The organism is Neorhizobium sp. LMR1-1-1.1, from assembly GCF_040675795.1.
Lineage (GTDB): Bacteria > Pseudomonadota > Alphaproteobacteria > Rhizobiales > Rhizobiaceae > Neorhizobium > Neorhizobium cellulosilyticum.
Map to the genome: position 1 here is coordinate 88,332 of NZ_JBEGHE010000047.1, position 20,451 is coordinate 108,782.

General features: G+C 59.6%; 25 protein-coding genes. 13 read left to right on the forward strand and 12 right to left on the reverse strand.

Annotated features, from left to right (window positions below; all coding sequences use genetic code 11):
- Positions 1-104 precede the first annotated feature (104 nt).
- From MRBLMR1_RS23640 to MRBLMR1_RS23655, 4 genes are all read left to right on the forward strand, one after another.
- Positions 105-365, forward strand: a complete 261-nt coding sequence (locus tag MRBLMR1_RS23640) for a type II toxin-antitoxin system ParD family antitoxin (protein ID WP_148145449.1) — start codon at positions 105-107, stop codon at positions 363-365.
- Between the two features lie 102 nt (positions 366-467).
- Positions 468-794, forward strand: coding sequence for a YnfA family protein (locus MRBLMR1_RS23645; protein WP_183827433.1), 327 nt, complete (start codon positions 468-470; stop codon positions 792-794).
- Positions 795-848: 54 nt separating this feature from the next.
- Positions 849-1,613 carry an SOS response-associated peptidase gene (locus MRBLMR1_RS23650; protein ID WP_500066591.1) on the forward strand — a complete coding sequence of 255 codons (765 nt, stop codon included), beginning with the start codon at positions 849-851 and terminating at the stop codon, positions 1,611-1,613.
- A gap of 47 nt (positions 1,614-1,660) precedes the next feature.
- Positions 1,661-2,284, forward strand: a complete 624-nt coding sequence (locus MRBLMR1_RS23655) for a LysE/ArgO family amino acid transporter (protein ID WP_500066593.1) — start codon at positions 1,661-1,663, stop codon at positions 2,282-2,284.
- 5 nt (positions 2,285-2,289) lie between these two features.
- Here MRBLMR1_RS23655 and MRBLMR1_RS23660 read toward each other — a convergent pair whose 3' ends face one another.
- From MRBLMR1_RS23660 to MRBLMR1_RS23670, 3 genes are all read right to left on the reverse strand, one after another.
- Positions 2,290-2,427, reverse strand: a complete 138-nt coding sequence (locus tag MRBLMR1_RS23660) for a hypothetical protein (RefSeq protein ID WP_183685015.1) — start codon at positions 2,425-2,427, stop codon at positions 2,290-2,292.
- Between the two features lie 200 nt (positions 2,428-2,627).
- Complete coding sequence (locus tag MRBLMR1_RS23665) at positions 2,628-3,440, reverse strand: CDP-alcohol phosphatidyltransferase family protein (protein WP_148145582.1); 813 nt, start codon at positions 3,438-3,440, stop codon at positions 2,628-2,630.
- Between the two features lie 27 nt (positions 3,441-3,467).
- Positions 3,468-4,166 carry a phosphatidylserine decarboxylase gene (locus tag MRBLMR1_RS23670; RefSeq protein WP_183827538.1) on the reverse strand — a complete coding sequence of 233 codons (699 nt, stop codon included), beginning with the start codon at positions 4,164-4,166 and terminating at the stop codon, positions 3,468-3,470.
- A gap of 336 nt (positions 4,167-4,502) precedes the next feature.
- Between MRBLMR1_RS23670 and MRBLMR1_RS23675 the strand changes: the two genes are divergently transcribed.
- Together MRBLMR1_RS23675 and MRBLMR1_RS23680 are read left to right on the forward strand one after the other, a co-directional pair.
- Entirely contained in the window at positions 4,503-4,628 is a 126-nt protein-coding gene (locus MRBLMR1_RS23675; RefSeq protein ID WP_281388852.1) for a hypothetical protein, read from the forward strand.
- Positions 4,629-5,002: 374 nt separating this feature from the next.
- The gene (locus MRBLMR1_RS23680) at positions 5,003-5,266 is read left to right on the forward strand and encodes a hypothetical protein (RefSeq protein ID WP_148145444.1); all 264 of its coding nucleotides are present in this window, start codon (positions 5,003-5,005) and stop codon (positions 5,264-5,266) included.
- 73 nt (positions 5,267-5,339) lie between these two features.
- Here the strand turns inward: MRBLMR1_RS23680 and MRBLMR1_RS23685 are convergent, their stop codons facing one another.
- Both MRBLMR1_RS23685 and MRBLMR1_RS23690 read right to left on the reverse strand, forming a co-directional pair.
- Entirely contained in the window at positions 5,340-5,474 is a 135-nt protein-coding gene (locus MRBLMR1_RS23685) for a hypothetical protein (protein ID WP_286194669.1), read from the reverse strand.
- A gap of 42 nt (positions 5,475-5,516) precedes the next feature.
- The gene (locus tag MRBLMR1_RS23690) at positions 5,517-7,421 is read right to left on the reverse strand and encodes an ABCB family ABC transporter ATP-binding protein/permease (protein WP_183827424.1); all 1,905 of its coding nucleotides are present in this window, start codon (positions 7,419-7,421) and stop codon (positions 5,517-5,519) included.
- Between the two features lie 327 nt (positions 7,422-7,748).
- Here MRBLMR1_RS23690 and MRBLMR1_RS23695 point away from each other — a divergent pair, with 327 nt between their 5' ends.
- Positions 7,749-7,991 (forward strand): hypothetical protein, encoded by a 243-nt coding sequence (locus tag MRBLMR1_RS23695; RefSeq protein ID WP_500066597.1) that lies wholly within the window; start codon positions 7,749-7,751, stop codon positions 7,989-7,991.
- A gap of 107 nt (positions 7,992-8,098) precedes the next feature.
- Positions 8,099-8,407, forward strand: coding sequence for a hypothetical protein (locus MRBLMR1_RS23700; RefSeq protein ID WP_500066599.1), 309 nt, complete (start codon positions 8,099-8,101; stop codon positions 8,405-8,407).
- A 226-nt stretch (positions 8,408-8,633) separates the two neighbouring features.
- Here the strand turns inward: MRBLMR1_RS23700 and MRBLMR1_RS23705 are convergent, their stop codons facing one another.
- From MRBLMR1_RS23705 to MRBLMR1_RS23715, 3 genes are all read right to left on the reverse strand, one after another.
- Positions 8,634-8,969 (reverse strand): DUF5086 family protein, encoded by a 336-nt coding sequence (locus tag MRBLMR1_RS23705; RefSeq protein WP_500066601.1) that lies wholly within the window; start codon positions 8,967-8,969, stop codon positions 8,634-8,636.
- A 98-nt stretch (positions 8,970-9,067) separates the two neighbouring features.
- A complete protein-coding gene (locus tag MRBLMR1_RS23710) occupies positions 9,068-9,706 on the reverse strand; it encodes a hypothetical protein (RefSeq protein WP_500066603.1) in 639 nt (212 codons plus the stop codon).
- Positions 9,707-10,317: 611 nt separating this feature from the next.
- Positions 10,318-12,006 (reverse strand): LysM peptidoglycan-binding domain-containing protein, encoded by a 1,689-nt coding sequence (locus MRBLMR1_RS23715; RefSeq protein WP_500066605.1) that lies wholly within the window; start codon positions 12,004-12,006, stop codon positions 10,318-10,320.
- Positions 12,007-12,164: 158 nt separating this feature from the next.
- On the opposite strand from MRBLMR1_RS23715, the gene MRBLMR1_RS23720 reads away from it, so the two are divergent.
- Entirely contained in the window at positions 12,165-12,782 is a 618-nt protein-coding gene (locus tag MRBLMR1_RS23720; RefSeq protein WP_148145436.1) for an LOG family protein, read from the forward strand.
- Between the two features lie 136 nt (positions 12,783-12,918).
- Here the strand turns inward: MRBLMR1_RS23720 and MRBLMR1_RS23725 are convergent, their stop codons facing one another.
- Both MRBLMR1_RS23725 and rarD read right to left on the reverse strand, forming a co-directional pair.
- The gene (locus MRBLMR1_RS23725) at positions 12,919-13,248 is read right to left on the reverse strand and encodes a DHCW motif cupin fold protein (protein ID WP_500066607.1); all 330 of its coding nucleotides are present in this window, start codon (positions 13,246-13,248) and stop codon (positions 12,919-12,921) included.
- A gap of 32 nt (positions 13,249-13,280) precedes the next feature.
- Positions 13,281-14,207 carry an EamA family transporter RarD gene (gene rarD, locus MRBLMR1_RS23730; RefSeq protein WP_148145434.1) on the reverse strand — a complete coding sequence of 309 codons (927 nt, stop codon included), beginning with the start codon at positions 14,205-14,207 and terminating at the stop codon, positions 13,281-13,283.
- A gap of 215 nt (positions 14,208-14,422) precedes the next feature.
- Between rarD and MRBLMR1_RS23735 the strand changes: the two genes are divergently transcribed.
- Both MRBLMR1_RS23735 and MRBLMR1_RS23740 read left to right on the forward strand, forming a co-directional pair.
- Entirely contained in the window at positions 14,423-15,298 is an 876-nt protein-coding gene (locus tag MRBLMR1_RS23735) for a protein-L-isoaspartate O-methyltransferase family protein (protein ID WP_500066609.1), read from the forward strand.
- Between the two features lie 137 nt (positions 15,299-15,435).
- Positions 15,436-16,056: a pyridoxamine 5'-phosphate oxidase family protein gene (locus MRBLMR1_RS23740; protein WP_500066611.1), complete on the forward strand. Its 621-nt coding sequence runs from the start codon at positions 15,436-15,438 to the stop codon at positions 16,054-16,056.
- Here the strand turns inward: MRBLMR1_RS23740 and MRBLMR1_RS23745 are convergent.
- Entirely contained in the window at positions 16,053-16,961 is a 909-nt protein-coding gene (locus tag MRBLMR1_RS23745) for a LysR family transcriptional regulator (RefSeq protein WP_148145431.1), read from the reverse strand. The two genes, MRBLMR1_RS23740 and MRBLMR1_RS23745, sit on opposite strands and share 4 nt — an antisense overlap.
- A gap of 106 nt (positions 16,962-17,067) precedes the next feature.
- Between MRBLMR1_RS23745 and MRBLMR1_RS23750 the strand changes: the two genes are divergently transcribed.
- On the forward strand, positions 17,068-18,039 hold the full coding sequence (locus tag MRBLMR1_RS23750; protein WP_500066613.1) for an alpha/beta fold hydrolase: 972 nt from the start codon (positions 17,068-17,070) through the stop codon (positions 18,037-18,039).
- 140 nt (positions 18,040-18,179) lie between these two features.
- Positions 18,180-18,761: a hypothetical protein gene (locus tag MRBLMR1_RS23755; RefSeq protein ID WP_500066615.1), complete on the forward strand. Its 582-nt coding sequence runs from the start codon at positions 18,180-18,182 to the stop codon at positions 18,759-18,761.
- A gap of 3 nt (positions 18,762-18,764) precedes the next feature.
- Here the strand turns inward: MRBLMR1_RS23755 and cimA are convergent, their stop codons facing one another.
- The gene (gene cimA, locus MRBLMR1_RS23760) at positions 18,765-20,384 is read right to left on the reverse strand and encodes a citramalate synthase (RefSeq protein ID WP_500066617.1); all 1,620 of its coding nucleotides are present in this window, start codon (positions 20,382-20,384) and stop codon (positions 18,765-18,767) included.
- Between the last annotated feature and the right edge of the window lie 67 nt (positions 20,385-20,451).

Sequence of the window (20,451 nt, forward strand, 5' to 3'; positions counted from 1 at the left end):
ACTCGGTAACAGGGAGGTTGTGCGGCTGCCAAATCCTAACCTCACATCGCGATATTGTAAAAGTATTGCAAAATACCGTATTGTCGATCTTTAAGGAGCATCCCATGGCGCGTGCGAAGACCTTTTCCCTTGGTGACGCTTATGACGGCATCCTGGCGGATCTCGTAAAACACGGCCGCTTTGGAACGGAAACTGAAGCCGTTCGGGCGGGCATACGTATGCTTGCCGACTACGAGATGCGCGTGCAGTCTCTTCGTCAGGCAATCCAGTCAGCTGAGAGCCAGATCGCAGAAGGCCTCGGGATAGAATATGATACTCATGAATCCCTGCTTGCGGATGTCATGAATGACGACGAAGGGCGGTAAAAGGGCGAAACGGCTTATCGTTCCTACGCAGATCGGATCGTGATTCTGCGCGTGCTGCACATGGCACGGGACGTCAAATGACAGGATTTCGAATAAAATCCCATGCAGACCTATCTCCTTTACGCCTTCGCTGCCCTTGCCGAAATTGCCGGCTGTTTTGCCTTCTGGGCCTGGCTGAAACTCGACAAGTCGGCGCTCTGGCTGGCGCCGGGAATGGTTTCGCTGGCAGCCTTCGCCTGGGCGCTGGCGCTGGTGCCGGCGGAAGCTGCGGGGCGCGCCTATGCGGCTTACGGCGCCATCTATATCGTCGCTTCGGTGCTCTGGCTCTGGGGTGTCGAGGGCCGTTCGCCCGATCGCTGGGATGTAACGGGGGCCATCGTCTGCCTCGTCGGCGGGGCGATCATCCTGTTCGGACCGCGCAGCGCCTGATTTTGCTCGGTCGAATTTCTTGACCGCTTTCAAACCGGATGCCATCTAAAACCGATGTGTGGACGTTATGCCCTGACCCACAAGCCGGACGAAGTTCTTGGCGCAGTTGGTGTCGCCGATTTCGAGGATGATTTTCCGCCGCGATTCAATATCGCGCCGACGCAACCCATCCTCGTGGTCGCACAGGCCGATCGCCAGCCGGGCAGCAACCTGCCGGATCGCCGGGCAACGCTTGCACGCTGGGGATTGATCCCCGGATGGGTCAAGGACATGCGCGACTTTCCGCTGCTGATCAATGCCCGCTCGGAAACGGCGATCGACAAGGCTTCCTTCCGCGCCGCCATGCGCCATCGCCGCATCCTCGTTCCGGCCTCCGGTTTCTATGAGTGGAAGCGTCCGCCGAAGGAAAGCGGCATGAGTTCGCAGGCCTACTGGATCAGGCCGAAGAGCGGCGGTGTCATAGCGTTTGCCGGGCTTATGGAAACCTATGCGTCGGCCGACGGATCGGAAGTCGATACCGCGGCGATCATGACGACCAAAGCCAATCGGGCGATCCGGGGCATTCATGACAGGATGCCGGTCGTCATCCGGCCCGATGATTTCGAGCGCTGGCTGGAATGCAAGACCCAGGAACCGCGCCAGGTCGCCGATCTCCTGAAGCCTGCCGAAGACGATTTCTTCGAGGCGATCCCCGTCTCGGATCTGGTCAACAAGGTCTCCAACATGGGGCCTGATGTGCAGAAACCGGTTGCCGTCGCGGAGCTTGAGGACAAACCTCCGAAACCCGGCAAAGACACATCTCAGATGTCGCTGTTCTAGGCGGATTCCGCTCTCACTGTTTCTTCTCCCACCGGAATGCTTCCCAAATGAATCTTCTGTCTGCCGGTCTGTCCGGCTTTGCCCTCGGCGGGTCGCTGATCGTTGCGATCGGCGCCCAGAACGCTTTCATCCTGCGCCAGGGTTTGCTGCGCCGGCATGTCTTCCTGCTCTGCCTGATCTGCGCCCTGTCGGATGCGACATTGATCGCAGCCGGTGTCGGCGGGATGGGCACGATCGTGTCGCAATCGAAAACGCTGATCCTGCTGGTCACGATCGGTGGTGCGATATTTCTGGGAAGTTATGCGGCGCTGGCCTTCAAGCGCGCCTTGCGGCCTGCGGCCATGGTGGCGGAGAAAACGGAAGGCCTGTCACTGAAGGCGGCGGTCTTGACCTGCCTTGCCTTCACCTTCCTCAATCCGCATGTCTATCTCGACACCGTCCTGCTGGTCGGCAGCCTGTCTGCCGGCTTTGAAGGAGATGAACGTTTAGCTTACGGGGCAGGCGCAGCCATTGCCTCGTTCGTCTGGTTCTTCGGGCTGGGTTACGGCGCCCGTCTTCTGGCGCCGATCTTCGCCCGACCCGCCGCCTGGCGGGTTCTGGACGGCCTGATCGGCCTTGTCATGAGCGCGCTGGCGTTCGGTCTTTTGTGGAGTGCGTTCAGCGAATTCTGAGCGGCTTACCGGACCGGCGTCAGCTTCGGCTTCCGCTTCAGCATCATGGCTGCTGCTGCAACGGCCTTGATGCCGAGCGGGCGGAAATGTGCAGTGAAGTCGGGCTTCTGTTCCGGCTTTTCGGTCTTTTGGGTATTGCTCACGTCTTTATCCTCATCACTTCACCCGCATGATTCTTCTGTGCTGCGGGGCGCCGGGAAATCACCGGCAATAGGGGCGGAATAAAGGCTTATCCGCTGCTTTTCGATGAGGTGAGTCTACGCGTGGCAACTTGCCGCAGGCAGGAGCTGCAATGCAGCAATTTCAGTGCATTGCAGCGGGTGCCGTATTGCCTAAGTACGCGTCAGACGTGCGTACGTTCGTCTTCGATGGTGATCGTGCCGTAGCGTCGCTTCCATGCCCTTGCGCTGAATGGCAGCACGCAAAGATAGGCGACGACGGTGACCGAGAGAACTTCCCATGTGTAGCTCATCAGGAGCGCGACATAGAGAACGACGAGAAGCATGATCGGAAACATCATGTCCCGGCGGATCTTGCTCGACTTGCCGGACCAGACAGGCAGCCGGCTGACCAGCAGATAACCGATGCCGACCGTATATGCGACGCTGCCATAGATGAACAACGGGGTACGCTCGACGCCGAGGAAGCCGAGATAGACCGGCAGCAGCATCAGGAGGGCTCCCATCGGGGCCGGCACGCCGACAAAGAATTCCGACTGCCAGGGCGCTTTGATGCCGCGGTCTTCCATGACGTTGAAACGTGCCAGTCGCAGGCCCGCAGCGATCGCATAAAGCAGCGCCGCAATCCAGCCGAGCGAACGGGCACCGTCCAGCAGGAAGGCGTAGGAGACCAGCGCTGGGGCGACGCCGAAATTGATGATGTCGGCAAGCGAATCCATCTGCACGCCGAATTTCGACGTGGCCTTCAAGAGACGGGCGATCCGCCCGTCAATGCCGTCGAGAAAGGCAGCCAGCAAAACCATGGCGACGGCCAGCTCGTAGCGTGCCTCGAATGCGAGCCTGATACCCGTCAGGCCCGCACAGATGGCCAGAACCGTGATGAGGTTCGGCACCATCAACCGGATGGGGATTTCCCTCAGACGTGGACCGCGGGCCTCGTCGGTCGAGCGGTTCGGCTCTCCTGGGGGCATATCCATCATCCGTTTTCTCCTTGATGCTATCTATCAGCTGCGACGGCCGAGCGACGGGCCTTTGGTCGAGCCGAACTCAGCCAGCACCGTCTCGCCGGCAATGGCAAGCTGTCCGATCGACACACGCGCCTGTCCGCCATTCGGTACGAACACATCGAGGCGCGAACCGAAGCGGATCAGGCCAAAGCGTTCGCCTGCATTGAGCGGCTCGCCCGGCTTGACCCAGCAGACGATCCTGCGCGCAACGAAGCCGGCGATCTGCACGACGCCGACATTGCCATGGCGGCTTTCGATGACGAGGCCGTTGCGCTCGTTGTCGGAGCTTGCCTTGTCGAGTTCCGCGTTGACGAACTGTCCTGCGCGATATTCGATCACCTTGACTTCACCGCGGACCGGCGAGCGGTTCACATGGCAGTTGAAGACGTTCATGAAAACGGAAATGCGCAGCATGGGTTCTGAGCCGAGACCCAGTTCCGACGGCGGAACTACCATGGCGACGTGGCTGATACGGCCATCGGCCGGGCTGACGATCAGATCGTCATCCTGCGGCACGACGCGCTCGGGATCGCGGAAAAAATAGGCACACCAGAGCGTCAGCACCAAACCGATCCAGAATAGCGGTTCGGCGAAATAACCAAGGATCAGTGACACGACAAAAAAGATCGCAACGAAGACGTAGCCTTCCTTGTGGATCGGCACGAGCGTGTTGCGGATGGTGTCGAAGAGGTTGATCAACTGTTTCTCCCTGGGGCGTAAGGCCTGTGTTAGCGGCACTGACTATCGAAAAACGGTATTCGCGGCAATGCGGTTCCGTGCTCCTCACCAAACCGTATGGGGATTGCAACCATCACGCGACGGATACGTTGGCACATGTGAATGTGAATCAGATTTTTGCTGCAATGCAGCAAAATGGCATGGCTTTTGCTTCGATTTTCATATGGTTGTCACAAAAGTCGGTCAGGAGGCAGCTGACTTACATCAAAGTCGAATGTTACGGATGCGCTTAAACCATTGTTGGGAGCACTTTTCGTATATTCGCTTCGGCTGGAACACGGAAGAGTTGGAGAAATGAGCGTTACTTGGTGCCTGATAGCAGCGGCGGATATTGCGATCGTGATCGCCGCAGTGGCCTATACGGTCTGGAGCCAGCGTCGCTATCGCGAACGCATGCGTTTCGGTTCGTCGCGCCGCTAGAGCGCCCTGCGCCCGAATGGACGCACAAGCATGCTCTGATGCGCAGGTGGAAAGGCTGTACTCGAGGTTTCTTCCTCGCTTTGACCACGCCTTTCTGTCAGGTGGATCTGTCTTCCGCCGCCATTGTCAACACCGCTTTGTCTTGAACAAGGCCGCCCGGTTGGCGGCTTTTTGCGTTTTATCGCAGTGTTCAAATACCAGCTTTCCGCGGTCAGATATGGGCAATATTTGAGATGGGATCGCCTGCGTGAATTTGACGCGCGATTTCTCGCATAAGGAGAATTTGCCACATCGAAAATGCCCCTTTTTGGCCGTAGTTTTGCAATGTGACTGTAGTCCACCCCGTGTACAGGTTTTGATAGAGGAGCAAAACCATGAAACGCGACCTGACCATCGAAGATGTCGTATCCGACCCACTGATCGCCCAGCTTCGGCGGGCCGATGGCATTTCCACGCCGGAGTTTGCGCAGCTGCTGCATGCGGCAGCGGAAATCTACGGTGTCGGCAAATCTCCGCGCCGCTCCGACAAGACGACATTCGTGTTGTGCGAGACGGTGGAGTTTACGCCGGAACGACGCGAAAGCATTCCGGTTGGCAAGACGCAGCCTAAGGCAGGTGTTCCATGTCTTGGCTGGTAGATTGCTATCCGGCAAGTGGCCTTCACAGCATTGGCCCCGTTGCCCGGCGGGCGCCCCTCGGCTTGCTGGGGTTTCAGATTTTCGCCGGGTCGACGAGACCGAGCCAGGTCGTCAGCGCCAGAAGCGGTGAGCCCCAGAAGGTCAGCACGAGAAGGTAGGCGAGCACGAGGCTGCCCGCCACCGCCATGCGTTTCCAGGAAAAATTCATCCTTCGTTTCATCGCTTCGGCCTAACTTTCTATTGGGATTCGCTATTCCGCCGCCGGCGTGCCGCGCGTGACGACACCCAGATCGTCGCTTTCGCGCACCTGGCGCAGATGTTCTTCCGCCTGTGTCGCTTCCCGCTGACGGTTCCACATCGAGGCGTAGAGACCGTTTTCTGCAAGCAGGCCGGCATGCGTGCCGCGTTCGGCAATCTCGCCTGCGCGCAGCACGATGATCTCGTCGGCGCCGATGACGGTCGAAAGCCGGTGGGCGATGACAAGCGTCGTGCGATTTTCCGAAACCTTGTCGAGCGCCGACTGGATCTCATGTTCAGTCGTCGTGTCGAGTGCCGAGGTCGCCTCGTCGAGTATGAGGATCGGCGGGGCCTTCAAAATCGTGCGGGCGATCGCCACCCGCTGCTTTTCTCCGCCGGAAAGTTTTAAGCCGCGTTCGCCAACCCTGGTTTCATAACCGTCAGGAAGCTGCTTGATGAACGTATCGATCTGCGCGATCTCGGCTGCCTTCTGCACCTCCGTGTCATCGGCACCCGGTCGGCCGTAACGGATGTTATAGGCGACCGTATCGTTGAACAGCACCGTATCTTGTGGAACCATGCCGATCGCCGCGCGCAGCGACTTCTGCGTCACGTCACGCACATCCTGGCCGTCGATGGTGATCGAGCCGTCCTGAATATCGTAGAAGCGATAGAGCAGGCGGGAGATCGTCGATTTGCCGGCACCCGATGGGCCGACGATAGCAACCGTCTTGCCGGCTGGCACCTCGAAGGAAATGCCCTTGAGGATCGGCCGCTCGGGATCGTAGGAGAAACGGACATCCTTGAAGGCGATGGCGCCTTTTTCGTTGCTCGTAGCATTGAGGACGAGCGGCTTTGCATCCGGCCGGTCGGTCACTTCCGCCTCGACTTCCAGAAGCTCGAACATCTGTTCGATATCGGTCAGACCCTGGCGGATTTCGCGGTAGACGAAGCCGATGAAATTGAGCGGCACCGAAAGCTGCATCAAAAGCGCATTGACGAAGACGAAATCGCCGATCGTCTGTTCGCCGCGCTGTACTGCCAGCGCCGACATGATCATGATCACGGCCTGGCCGAGACCGAAGATAACGCCCTGGCCGAAGTTGAGCCAGCCGAGCGAGGTCCAGACCTGTGTGGCGGCCTTTTCGTAACGCGCCATCGACACGTCGAAGCGCCTGGCCTCCATCTCTTCGTTACCGAAATATTTGACCGTCTCGAAGTTCAAAAGCGAGTCGATCGCCTTGGTATTGGCGTCGGTATCGCTGTCGTTCATCGTCCGGCGAATGGCGATGCGCCAGTCGCTGGCCTTGATGGTGAACCAGATATAGGCGGCAACGGTGATCGCCGTGACCGCGAGATAGGCAAAACCGTAAGCCGCCCAGAAGATGATGGCCGTCAGCACGAACTCGATCAGCGTCGGCACCGAATTGAGGATGGTGAAGCGGACGATCGTTTCGATGCCCTTGGTGCCACGCTCGATGATGCGCGAAAGCCCGCCCGTCTTGCGCTCTAGGTGGAAGCGCAGCGAAAGCTGGTGCATGTGCACGAAGGTCTTGTGGGCAAGCTGGCGCACCGCATGCTGGCCGACCGAGGCAAATAGGGCGTCGCGCAGCTGGTTCAGGCCCACCTGGAGGATGCGGGTGAAATTGTAGGCGATGACCAGCACCACGGCGCCGAGCAGGAAGGCCGGCAGAAGCCCAGCCATATCCAGCTTGCCGTTCAGCGCATCGGTCGCCCATTTGAAGAAATAAGGAACCGAGAGAAGCACCAGCTTGGCGAGGATGAGGAAGAACGTGGCCCAGAGCACCCGCGCCTTGAGGTCCGCACGCCCTGTCGGCCACATATAGGGCCACAGGTTGACGAGTGTTCCGAGCGGATTGCCGTCATCCGCGGAAACGATCTTCTTCTTGTTCGACATGCAGGTCTCCGGGACGCGCGAAAGAGGCGCCACTCGGCACATAGGCGGCAAAGGAGGCGGATGCAATGTCAGGCCGGGTGTTTCCGCTGGAAATAGGGTGGTTATGGATTGGGGGGAGGGTGTGGGTCGCAGGTGCGAATGCCATAAAGAACCTTTACCGAGCGCATTCATGACCACAAGAATTGGCCCAGCTGTGGCTACGATCCCATAACGATTGTAACCCCATATGGGCTTCGGCGGCCCAGTCTCCGCAGTTGGACCGAAAATAACCGCGTGAATTCCACCGCGGCGCCCCGTTTGCAACCGGGGGATTTGATAAGGAATAACATGAAAACTTACCTCCTGACCGCCGCTCTCATTATCGCGGCAACTCCCTCATTTGCCTGCACCGCAGAAGACCTGACCGCCAAGGCGACTGAAGTCTCTCAAAAGATGCAGGAACTGGCAGCAAAGGACCCGCAGAGAGCTGCAGCCGTAGCCCAGAAGATGACGGCGGGACAGGCTCAGACTGCAACCGATCCGAATGGCGCCTGCAAACTCTACGACGATATTCTCGCAGAGCTTCAATGAGCCGCTGAAACACCGGCAATGCCTTTTGGCATTGCTTTGCCGGCCGGAGGCGATCTGCACATACGAGGGGCACTGAAATCGGATTTGATGGAATTGGATGGACTGAAATGGTTTTTATTTGGCGCGGATGGGGTTTTCTCACCATCCCTCTCATCGGAGTTGTAATCTTTGCCGGGCTTTTCGCCGCGCTTTGGGTGACGGAAACGCTGCAGCTGCCGGACTGGGCGAAGATTTTCGAGTTCGCGGCAATCTTTCTCGTGGCCGGGTTGCTCAACTGGAAGCTCGGACGTTTTCTCAACAGGACGGGATTGCCGGGCGCGCGGCACGACCTGTTTTTCATCCGGATGGATTACTGGTCAGTCCCGGTTTTTCTCTTCGCCGTCGTTTTGCTGGCTTCCGGTTTATACGCTCAATGATTGGTGGCGCTTGTAAAAGCGCTATTCCCCAGCCCGTCGAAACGGTTTCTTTCCCGGCGCCGCTTGCGGCACGAGAAAAAGTCGCAGAAGTGAGGGCGGCGATCGGAGATAAAGGGCACGTACTATGGAGCCGATGAGGCGCTGCATGAGTGTTATTGCAGCCTTGCGATACAGTTCAGAATATCCGTATCGCAGATGGGAACTTTGGTACGCGCTTCAGAACCATTCAGCCAGCGGGATAAGCTGCGCGGATCTCAACATCCTTGTAGTTGTAGATTGTTGCCTGCCTGTCAATGCGGCTGGCCTGCAGCGCCTCTGGTGTAACGGCCATATGGAAGATGAGCGGCCTGAATTTCCAAGGCTGCCAACCTTTCCGATGTTCGAAGACACGAACGTGGAAGTAGGGATCATCCTCTCGTGCCGGCTGCATCTTGTAGACAGCGGCCCATCGCACCACGTCCCGTTCCACGGAGAGAACAACGTTCTCCTGCACTTCTTGCGCTTGAAGTGCATTCGTGGCGCGCAAAAAGAACGCGATCGAGAGAAAGAGCGAGCGCAGCATGACGACGACTCCCATAGGCTCTGTTTCAGGCAGGCGACAGAACCTGTGTTCCAGCCGATGCTGGAGTTGTCAATCCGAGTGCGCGGATGTGCTCGGCGTCAGGAATTCGACGTTGCCGTCCATGTGAGATAGTAATGCGTTTCACCGATCATACCGAAATACGAACTGGCCCCGCTTGCCTTATCTATATGGCTGGAATCCTGGTTGCGGACAAACCGGCCGTAGGAGTCGCGCAAGAGCGTGTCCCTGAGAAAGCTGCTCCATTCGGATGTCGCGACCTGGATGATCTCACCGGATGTCGTGTCGCCACCCGCCACATCGCGGGCGATGACCTGCTCGCCGGTAACGACATCGGTGACGGTCAGCCGGCCATCTCCAAGCGCCGCCTGCATCGTTTCGGCCATGGCGGATGTATCTTCGCTGGCTTTCAATAGATCGAGCTTCTGCTGCAGAGCCTTCATGAACGCATTCGAGGATATGTCATCGATTGCGCCATCAGTATATCGATCCGCGCTGTTTTCCGTTGCCGTTCGCTGCATCGATCCGAACTGCGACGACAGTTCGTTTTCATATCCGTAATCCTCGTCCTCATCGGCGGCTTCGGAATAGAACAGCCGCGAAAGCGATGCGGCGGACGAGCCGGGTGTCGGATTGTCCGGATTGCCGGACGTGTCGTTAAAAGCCTTGAACACGACCTGTTGCGGCCAGGCCCGGCTGGAGCTGATGCTGGAAATCATTTTGTCCTCGCGAAGAATATCGGCTTGGCGTCAATCGATTCGGTCATTCTCAATGAGGCAAGCGTCCCGCGGCTGGCATGCGCGAAGCTGATCAGTGCTCGCAATTCTTTCGGAGAGTGGCAATCCGGCAAACGCCGATAGCCGCACCGGCAAGGCCGGTTCGGTGAATAGGGAAGGGGCAGGCGGTGGGGTATCGGGTATTTGGTATTTCAGGCTTTCCGCCTGCCCCGGCCGGCTCATTTGATCCTGCGGGACTTGTCAGTTCCCGTTCGATCGCAATCGCGACCATCACCGGAGACCGAGTGGCAACCCGTTGTGAAGGAGGCCGGTTCGCGAACCCGGTTCCCATCCGATGACGACGTGATTATCGGCCTGTCGGTGAGGGCGGGGATGAAGAGGCGTCGACGGAACCGCTAAGCGATTGCGCGTGCTCCGAAGATTTTTTCAAATACCCTTCAGCCATCCCCGCTTTCCCGCGCAGACGCCAGTGCGAAAGTTCCGCACACCAGACTTCGACCCTCAATCCGTCTCTGCACTGCATGCTCTCAGAAACACTTCGGCCGGCGGTCCTGTTGGGACCGCCGGCCGGGGAAATCGATGATGCGGACCAATCAGCCCTTGCGATGCTGCAGCCGTTCACGATGCAGTTCTTCCGAATCCGGCCGGAACTGTTCCGGCACGCCAAAGATCTGGCCGGGCTGGATGACATCCGGATTGGCGATCTGTTCCTCGTTGGCGAGATAGATCGTCGTGTAGCGCACGCCCTGGCCATAAGCGCGACGCGCGATCTGCCACAACGTGTCGCCGCGGCGGATGATGACGGAGTTGCTGCTGCTCTGGGTCAGCGGAGCCTGCTGGAACGTGCGCGTACCGTCGGCCGAAGCCACGGTCTGTGGTGCGCCGCCGAACTGCTGCGCCAGTGCCGGGCCGACCGTATCGGCAATCAGTTTGGTCAGATTGTCGAGGGCAGCACCGACCGCTGCCACGTCACGCGGCAGGTCTTCCAGCACCTTGCGGGCCGCATTGGCATGGGCGGCCGTGACACCGACAGCTTCGGTCGCATTGATGGAAGCACCGGCCGGAAGCCTGTATTCGCCAAGCGACTGCAGCGCAATCGAGGTTGCCGAACGGGCTGCCGTCATGCTTTCAAGGGTGGGAACCTTGCCTGCGTCGTAAAGGCCCTTGAGCAGCGAAAATGCCTTTGCCACCTGTCCGCGCAAATTGTCGAAGGCGCCACCATCGGAAACCGTGACCGGGCTTGTCGGCGCGGGCGATGCGACGGCTGCAACCTGATCGCCGGCCGGCCGGTTGAACGGCACCTCGACGCGGACCAGAACCTGTCCATTGCTGCCGAGCGCCTCGACGGCGATACGGTGATCACCGACGGTGAGGTTTGCACTTCCGTCAATGACGAAATGTCCGTCGCCCCCGGCCTGTGCCTGGCCGACGACGGAGCCATCGGCAGAGCCGCGAACCTGACGGCCCGATTTGGTGACGCCGGCGATGAAGATTTTCGAGCCTTCGATCTCGACCGCCGTGATCTGCAGCTCGCTCGACATGGCAGGCGCCGCTGCCGGAGCAGTGGTGCCGGAAGACGGAGCGGAAGCGACGTCGGTGGATTGGGGAGCAGCAGGGGCGGCCGAAACCTCGACGCCTGCCGCAGGCTGTGTCGCCGCCGGTGCAGCCGCGGCCTTGCCGGCTTCTTCCGGAACGGCGATCAGGCGGCTCGCCTTGCCGGGCTTCGTCACCATGGCGAGAAGCTTGCCGTTCTTGTCGGCGGGCACGGAAACCGTTGCGACCTCTTCCGACGTGAAGACCTTGCCGTCCTTGCCCGTTGCCTTGAGCACGATCTGATGGTCGCCGGGGGGCAGCGGCTTGTCCAGCACGGCGGCAAAATCACCGCTCGGGCCGACATCGACCTTGGCGATGACGGAAGTGCCGTTGGTGATCTCGAGGGTGGAATTGGGTGCCGCATGGCCGGCGATGACCGCGGAGCCGTCCGGTTCGACGCGAAGCACGTCGAATGTCGGTGTATCGTGGGAGGCAGCCTGAGGCGCAGCGGCGGCTGCAGGCGCATTGGCCGGGGCAGAGGATGGAGCTGTCGTCTGAGGCTCGACCTTCGCTGTCTCCTGAGGCTTGTTACCCTCGGTAACGGCATCCTTGACCGCATCGCCGGCAGCATTGATCGCGGCTGCGACTGGCTTGCTTTCCTGGTTAATCCTCGGCATGACAACGAAGATCATCAGCAACGAAGCAATTGCAAGTACAATCAGTGCGAGCCAGCCGGCACGGTTCTTCATCGTCTTTTGCCTCATAGGGCCTGAGTTTCCGCTACTTTACCGATTAGCCCTTTCCACCCTTCTTAACAAGCTTTTCACGTCATAAAGCCTTGCTCTTGCGGGATTTTCCCGTCAATTTTGTGTGGTGCGACCACAACTGACGCACCTTTGAATGCCCAATGGAGAAAACTGTGCCAATACGATCCATCTGCGTCTACTGCGGTTCCCAGCCTGGCCGTGACCCTGCCTATATCGCCGCCGGCCGCGCGCTTGGAAAATCGATTGCCGCACATGGTCTGCGGCTCGTCTATGGCGGTGGCACCAAGGGTATCATGGGGGCAGTTGCTGCCGGTGTCCTGTCGAATGGCGGCCAGGTGACCGGCATCATCCCGGAATTCCTCGTCGACATGGAGGCGACCCGCCATTCGCTAGGTCAGTTGAACGAACTGATCATCACCAAGGACATGCATGAGCGCAAGCACAAGATGTTCGAGCGCTCCGACGCCTTCGTCACGCTTCCCGGCGGCATCGGCACGCTTGAAGAAATCGTAGAGATCATGACTTGGGGCCAGCTCGGCCGCCATGAAAAGCCGATGGTCTTTGCCAATATCGGCGGCTTCTGGGATCCGATGCTGTCGCTCGTAAACCACATGCGCGGCGAAGGCTTCATCCACCGCGCCCATCTCGTCCAGCCGCTGGTCATCGCAGAGGTCGACGACATCGTGCCGGCAATTTTGGAGCGCGACGAGATCACGGCGTCTTCAAAGGGGGAAGAGGCAGTTATTTCAAAGCTGTAGCAGTCTCAATCCTGTGTCATGCTCGGGCTTGTCCCGAGCATCTGCTACATATCGGCTTTTGCGACGTGGATAAATCCTCGGGACAAGCCCGAGGATGACGGAAAGACAGGCCAGAGGACTACGTCTGAACGCGTAGTCAGTCGACGATGAACAGCTTTGCGCCGGTCGTCGTCGAGGAGCGGTGCGGCTCGGCCTTGTCGGCAACCTGATAGCTCATGCCGGGTTTAAGCACGAACATCCGCCCGTCGGCGAGTTCCGTCGTCATCTCGCCTTCAAGGCACAGAAGGATATGACCCTTTTCGCACCAGTGGTCGGCCAGATAACCCGGCGAGTGCTCGACCATCCGCACCCGAATGCCGCCGAAATGCTGCGTCCGCCAGGTCGAATGGCCCTTGTCGCCCTTGTGCACGGTCGGTTCGATCTCCGACCAGTCGGTCGCGCCGAAGGGAATGTCTGACATCTGCATGACGGTCTGTCCTTGAGAACCAGTGGCGAAAATCAGCGGCCGCGCAACTGGCGCAGCATGGCGACGGTGTAGAGCGCCAGCGCCGCCCAGATCAAGACGAAACTTGTAAGCTTTATCGGGCTCAGCGGCTCGCCGAAGGCAAAGATCGCGATCAGGAAGATCATCGTCGGCGCGATATATTGCATGATGCCGATGGTCGACAGTTTCAAAAGCTTGGCGCCGTTTGCATAGATCATCAGTGGCCCCGCGGTCACGATACCGGAAAGCGCCAGCATGCCCATGTCGAAACCGGTTCCGCCAAGGAAGTGGCCCTGTCCGGTCGCTTCGAGCCAGATGACATAGGGCAGCATCGGGATGCTGATCAAAAGCACTTCGAGAAAGAACCCCTGGTTGGGGCCGATCGGCAGCGTCTTGCGCAAGAGCGCATAGATGCCCCAGGTGAAGGTCAAAGCCAGCGATACCCACGGAAGCCCGCCGGCGCCCCAGGCAAGGATGGCGACCGCCACGACGGCCAGCCCGATTGCCGCCATCTGCAACGGTGCGAGCTTTTCTTTCAGAATGACGGCGGCCAGAAAGATGCTGAACAGCGGGTTGATGAAATAGCCGAGAGCGGCATCGAGCGCGTGTCCTGCGGCAACCGCCCAGACATAGACGCCCCAGTTGAGGGTGATGAATGTCGCGGTGACGCAGGCCATGCCGAGCATGCGCGGATTGGCGAATGCTGCCCGGACATCCTTCAGCCGGCCGAGAATGATAAGCACGATACCCGCCACAGGGACGGACCAGATCGCCCTGTGCGCCAGCACCTCCATCGGCGGAAGATGAGACACCGCCTTCAGGTAGAAGGGCAGAAAACCCCACATGAAATAGGCAGTCAAGCCGAAGGCGAAACCGCGTGGCGTATCTTCATTGACCGCAACAGGCGTGTTGGCGGGGGACGCGGCGTTTTCGGTGGCCATGGGGTGCTTCCGGCATTCTGTTGTAATTGTGTTTGTAATTATCATGGCGCAATTACAGGATCGTGCCCTGTGCTACCAATTCATTTCTTTGAACCTTGCATTGAGACAAGTCATCCATCCTGCCACCCACACGCGAAGCTCTTTCGCAAATCTGATCGAGAGGCCAGATCGGGTGGAAAGCGCGGCATGATGGATAACAGACCGGAGAATGACGTATGAACCTGGAAGACCAGCCCGCGCATCGTCGCAACTATGCGCTCCAGCTCCTCGCCAAGGCCGGGGTGGACGACAATGCGCGACTGCTTGCCGCTTTTGCCCGCGTGCCGCGCGAGGACTATGTCGGCCCGCCGCCTTGGATATTCGACGATATCTTCGGCAGCGGATACCGCCCCGTCGCCTCGACCGATCCGATCGTGCTCTATCAGGATGTGCTTGTCGGGCTGAAGACTGAAAAGGGCATCAACAACGGATCCCCCTCGCTGCATGCGGCGGCATTTGACGCGTTCAAGATCCGCGAGGGCGAGACGGTCGTGCATATGGGCGCCGGCGTCGGGTATTATACGGCGATCATGGCCGAACTCGTCGGCCCGTCCGGTCGGGTGATCGGGGTGGAATATGATGCCTCGCTGGCGCAAAGGGCGAAGGCCAATCTCGCCTCATACGCAAATGTCGAGGTGGTGCAGGGCGATGCCTTCGACTGGCCGAGAGAAGAAGCCGATGTCATCTACGCCAATTTCGCCCTCGACCACCCGCCAGAAGCCTGGATTGAAAAGCTCGCGCCCTATGGTCGCCTGATCTTCCCGCTCGGCATTCCGGCGATCGAAAAAAGCCGCATCGGTTTCACCCGTCATGCGGGCTACCTGATGATCGACCGTCAGGCTGAGGGTTTTGGCGCGCGCTTCCTGCAGATCGTCTCCTTCATCTGGGGTGAAAGTACCAAGCCGGTACCGGAAGGTCGTCATGCCGGGCTGGAAGCCGCTTTCCGGGCGCGTGGCCTGCGCAGGGTAAGAAGCCTGCGCTGGAAGACGGAGGCGACAGGCGAGGAATGGTATGGCGAGAAAGACTGGGGCCTGTCATTCGACGAGCCCTGATTTCATCTGCCCATTTTCCGGAGAGATGATCTCCAGAAATGGCCGATTATTACGAGGAATGAAAAGAGGCATAGTTCTCCCAACGAACCGCGCGGGATCGCCATCGATCCCCGGTTCAGGTTTCAAGGGAGAACGCCATGTCCTACGGATTTCTCGATATCGCCTCGACGCCAAGCGTGCGGGCAGCACAAGCCGAAATGGGCATCGATCATTTCTGGTCGGATTTTTCCGGCGACCGCACGATGGATCGCTTCACCGAAGGCGAAAAGGCATTCATCGGTGAACGCGACAGCTTCTACATAGCTACGGTCTCCGAGACCGGCTGGCCCTATATCCAGCATCGCGGCGGACCGGCAGGGTTCCTAAAAGTCGTCGACGACCGCACGCTTGCCTTCGCCGATTTCCGTGGCAATCGCCAGTACATCTCGACCGGCAATCTGGCCTCCAGCGACAAGGCCTGCCTGTTCCTGATGGATTATCCGCGCCGCGCCCGGCTGAAAATCTATGCGCATGTCGAAAAACTGGCGCTGGATGAAGACCCGGCGATCACCGCTCTCGTTACCGACGCAGGCTATCGCGGTAAGGCCGAGCGCATCTTCAAGGTGCGGCTGGAAGCCTTCGACTGGAACTGCCCGCAGCATATCACCCCGCGCTTCACCGAAAAGGAAGTCGCAGCCGCCGTGCGGCCGCTGCAGGATCGGCTTGCCGAACTTGAAAAGGAAAATGCGGCGCTTCGGGCAAAGGCCGGCCCAGCCTAAGTCTCGATCGGAAAGACTGCCCTGAGCCTTGGAACGGCAAAGTCTAGAAAGCTGCGCATTTTCAGCGGCATCTGGCCCCGTGATGCGTGGATCAGGCTCACCGGGACAGGATCGGTCTCGTAATCTTCAAGGATGATCTTCAGGTCGCCGGCCTTCACGGCATCGGCCACTTGATAGTGGAAGAGGCGGATGACGCCGGCATCGCGGATGGCCGCCTGTAATGCCGCTTCGACCGTGGTGACCGACAGGCGAGGGGTAGGCGAGACCGAGAAAGGCGACCGGTCGCCCGCTTCGCGAAATTGCCAGCCGGGTTGGGAGAGTGGTGTCTCGATCGTGACAGAGGGAAAACGGGAAAGATCCAGCGGGGTTTCCGGCATGCCTTGCGCCGCGATGAGCCTTGGGCTGGCGCAGACCACCATGCGGACCGATCCGACTGAAGTCGCGATCATCGAACTGTCCGGCAACCGACCGATACGCACGGCCATGTCGATATGGTCTTCGACCAGCTGCAGGTTTCGGTCCTGCAGCAGCAGGCGGATGTCGATTTCAGGGAAACGGGCAAGGAAGTCGGTGACGACCGGCAGCACATGCAACTGGCCGAACTGGATCGGCGCGGTGATGACCAGCCGGCCTTTCGGTTCGGTGAACTCGCCTGCCGCCTCGCGTTCGGCTTCCTCCACCTGCTCGATGATCCGCCGTGCGGCCGCAAGATAGCTGCTGCCGGCATCCGTCAGGTCGGTTCTGCGGGTGCTGCGAACGAGAAGCTTTGCCCCGAGCGCCGCTTCTAGATCCGAGATTTTGCGCGAAAGCGTGGTCACCGGGACGTTGAGCGATCTTGCGGCGGCCGAAAAGTTGCCGGTGTCGGCAACCCTGATCAGCATCGTCATCGCTTCTATGCGGTCCATCGTCTTCCCGTTTACCGGCCTTTGCCGGACGCCCATGCAGCCGGTCGAAGGACATCCGGCAGCGTCGAAAGTTTTAATTGTAATGTCAACCACTTGGAGAATGGAAATGAATCGATTTGTGATCTCCCTTGGATTGTCGCTTGCCAGTCTCGCGGCGCTTCCGGGCGCTGCAACTGCCGCCGACATGATCGCCGCTGCGCGCCCCGCACCCGCCGTCATCCATTACCGTTACGCCACGGTGGAGGGCGTCAAGGTCTTTTATCGCGAGGCCGGCCGCAAGGATGCGCCGGTCGTGCTTCTGCTGCACGGTTTCCCGACCTCCTCGCACATGTTCCGCAACCTCATCCCGCTGCTTGCAGATCGCTACCGGGTGATCGCGCCGGATTATCCGGGCTTCGGTTACAGCGATGCGCCGGACCACACCAAGTTCACCTACAGCTTCGCCCATTACACCGATATCGTCGATGATCTCCTCGGCCGGATCGGCGCGACGAACTACGCCATGTATGTGATGGACTACGGTGCCCCGGTCGGCTACCGGCTGGCGCTGAAACACCCCGAGCGGGTGACGGCCCTCGTCGTCCAGAACGGCAATGCTTATGAGGAAGGGTTGAAGGAATTCTGGGACCCGATCAGGGCCTATTGGGCAAGCGGATCGGAAAAGGATCGCGAGGTTCAGAAGGGCATACTGACGCTGGATGCCACCAAATTCCAGTATACCGACGGGGTGAGGGATGTTTCTCGCATCAGCCCCGACAACTGGCTGCAGGACCAGGCGCTGCTCGATCGGCCCGGCAATAACGAGATCCAGCTCGACCTGTTCTATGACTACCGCACCAATCTGCCGCTTTATCCGCAGTTCCAGAAATTCTTCCGCGACCGCAAGCCGCCGACACTGATCGTCTGGGGCAAGAACGACAAGATTTTCCCGGAAGCCGGCGCGCATCCCTACCTGAAGGATCTGCCGGATGCCGAAATGCATATACTCGACACCGGCCATTTCGCCCTGGAAGACAAGCTCGACGAGATCGCGCCGCTGATGAACGATTTCCTCGGCCGGATCCTGCTCAAGCAATAGGTCTTTGTTTTCGGGCGGCGTCTCTCACGCCGCCCGAAAGCCATTCCGATTGCCGCGGCTCTAGGGTAGCATCTTGCGTGGGGCGTCTGACGTGCGGGGGCACGGATATGAGGCTCCGATAGCAATCGGAAGGGGCGATAATGGGTGTTCGGGGCTTGCTGTTTTTCATCGTGATGGCATCGGTTCAATCCCTGTCGATAACGCCGGCGGTCCATGCGCAGGATGCCCGCGCCGAAGGCCGCGACGGGGCGTCGGATTATGACCAGAGCCTCAACGGTCTTGTCACGCAGAGCATTGTCAGGGATCTGGCCTCGGTGCGAAGCGAATGCATGACGGCGTCTCCCGTCTATCGGCTGGATTGCATTCGCCAGGGGCTTGAACTGACCTCGCGGCGCATACCCTATCACGGCGATTACGGCCCGATGCGAGAGGCGCTGAGATCTGGTGCCGGATCCGTCGCGCCGATCATCAACGCCCATGCTGACGGCGATCAGGACAGGCTGGAAGTCAAACCCGGCGCCAATCCGCGCTTCAAGACACGGCGTTATTACGCAGCGACAAAAGCCGACAGCCATGACGGCACCCGAGCCGACGCCTTCAAGGCCCTCGACGCTACCCAGTCGCGCCTGCTCGAACTGGGCAAACGCTCGCCGGACTGGAACAAAGCCTATACGACAGTGGCAATCGCGGTGGCATCACTGGCGGATGTGCTGCGGCGATAGAGTTCACTCAGCAGCAATCCGGCCCGCCAGTTCCCGGTTTTTCATCAGCTTGTAGATGACCGAATCCATCAGTGCCTGGAACGAGGCATCGATGATGTTTTCCGACACGCCGACCGTCCACCAGCGCACGCCGCTTCCATCGGTGGATTCGATCAGGACGCGGGTGATGGCCTCGGTGCCGCCGTTGAGGATACGCACCTTGAAGTCTGCCAGAACGAGGTCGTCGATCTCGTTCTGGTACTTTCCGAAATCCTTCCTGAGTGCGAGGTCGAGCGCGTTGACAGGGCCGTCGCCTTCCGCCACCGACATATGGTTCTCGCCGTCGATGACGATCTTCACCACCGCCTCGGACACTATCTTGATGCGCCCGAGACTGTCGAAGCGGCGTTCGACCATCACCCGAAACCCGTCGATCGAGAAAAATTCGGGGATCGTGCCGAGCGTGCGGCGTGCGAGCAGTTCGAAGCTCGCGTCGGCGCCCTCATAGGCATAACCGGTTGCCTCGCGTTCCTTGACGATCGAGATCAGGTGGTCGAGCTTGGGGTCGTCCTTGGCAACCTCTATGCCGCGGCGCTTCAATGCATTGATGAAGTTCGACTTGCCGCCCTGGTCCGACACCATGACCTTGCGCAGGTTGCCGACACTGTCCGGTGTCACATGCTCGTAGGTGCGCGGGTCCTTCAGCAGCGCCGAGGCATGGATGCCGGCCTTGGTGGCGAAGGCCGATGCGCCGACATAAGGTGCCTGGTGGTTGGGCGAGCGGTTGAGAAGCTCATCGAAGGCGTGCGACAGGCGCGTCAGCCCCGACAGCCGCTCCGGGTCGATCGCCGTCTCGAAGCGGGAGGCATAGGCCTCCTTCAGACAGAGCGTTCCGATCAGCGTGATCAGGTTGGCATTGCCGCAGCGTTCGCCGATGCCGTTGAGCGTGCCCTGAACCTGGCGACAGCCGGCTTCGATGGCGGCAAGCGAATTGGCCACCGCCTGGCCGGTATCGTCATGCGCATGGATGCCGAGCGACGCGCCGGGAATACCGGTGGCAATGACGGCGGAGACGATCTCGCGCACCTCATTCGGCTGTGTTCCGCCATTGGTATCGCAGAGCACGATCCAACGCGCTCCGGCGTCATGGGCGGTGCGGGCGCAGGCAAGAGCGTATTCCGGATTGGCCTTGTAGCCGTCGAAAAAATGTTCGCAATCGACCAGCGGCTCCTTGCCCGCAGCCTTGGCCGCCTCGACGCTATCGCGGATGGAGGCGAGGTTTTCTTCATTTGTGCAGCCGAGCGCTATCCTGACGTGATAGTCCCAGCTCTTTGCGACGAAACAGACGGCATCGCTCTTCGCCTGCAGCAGCGTGGCAAGGCCCGGATCGTTGGAGGCGGAAATGCCGGCGCGCTTGGTCATGCCAAAGGCGACGAATTTTGCTTTGATCGTCCTCTTCTCGGTGAAGAAGGCCGTGTCGGTCGGATTAGCGCCGGGATAACCACCCTCGACATAATCGAAGCCGAATTCGTCCAGCATCGCCGAAATCGCGATCTTGTCCTCGACGGAAAAATCAACGCCGGGCGTCTGCTGCCCGTCACGAAGGGTGGTGTCGAAGAGATATAGGCGGTCTCGGGTCGTCATGGATGCTCCTCCCATGGAGCTGGTTGTTATGTGTGAAGCTGCCCCTCACCCTAACCCTCTCCCCGCA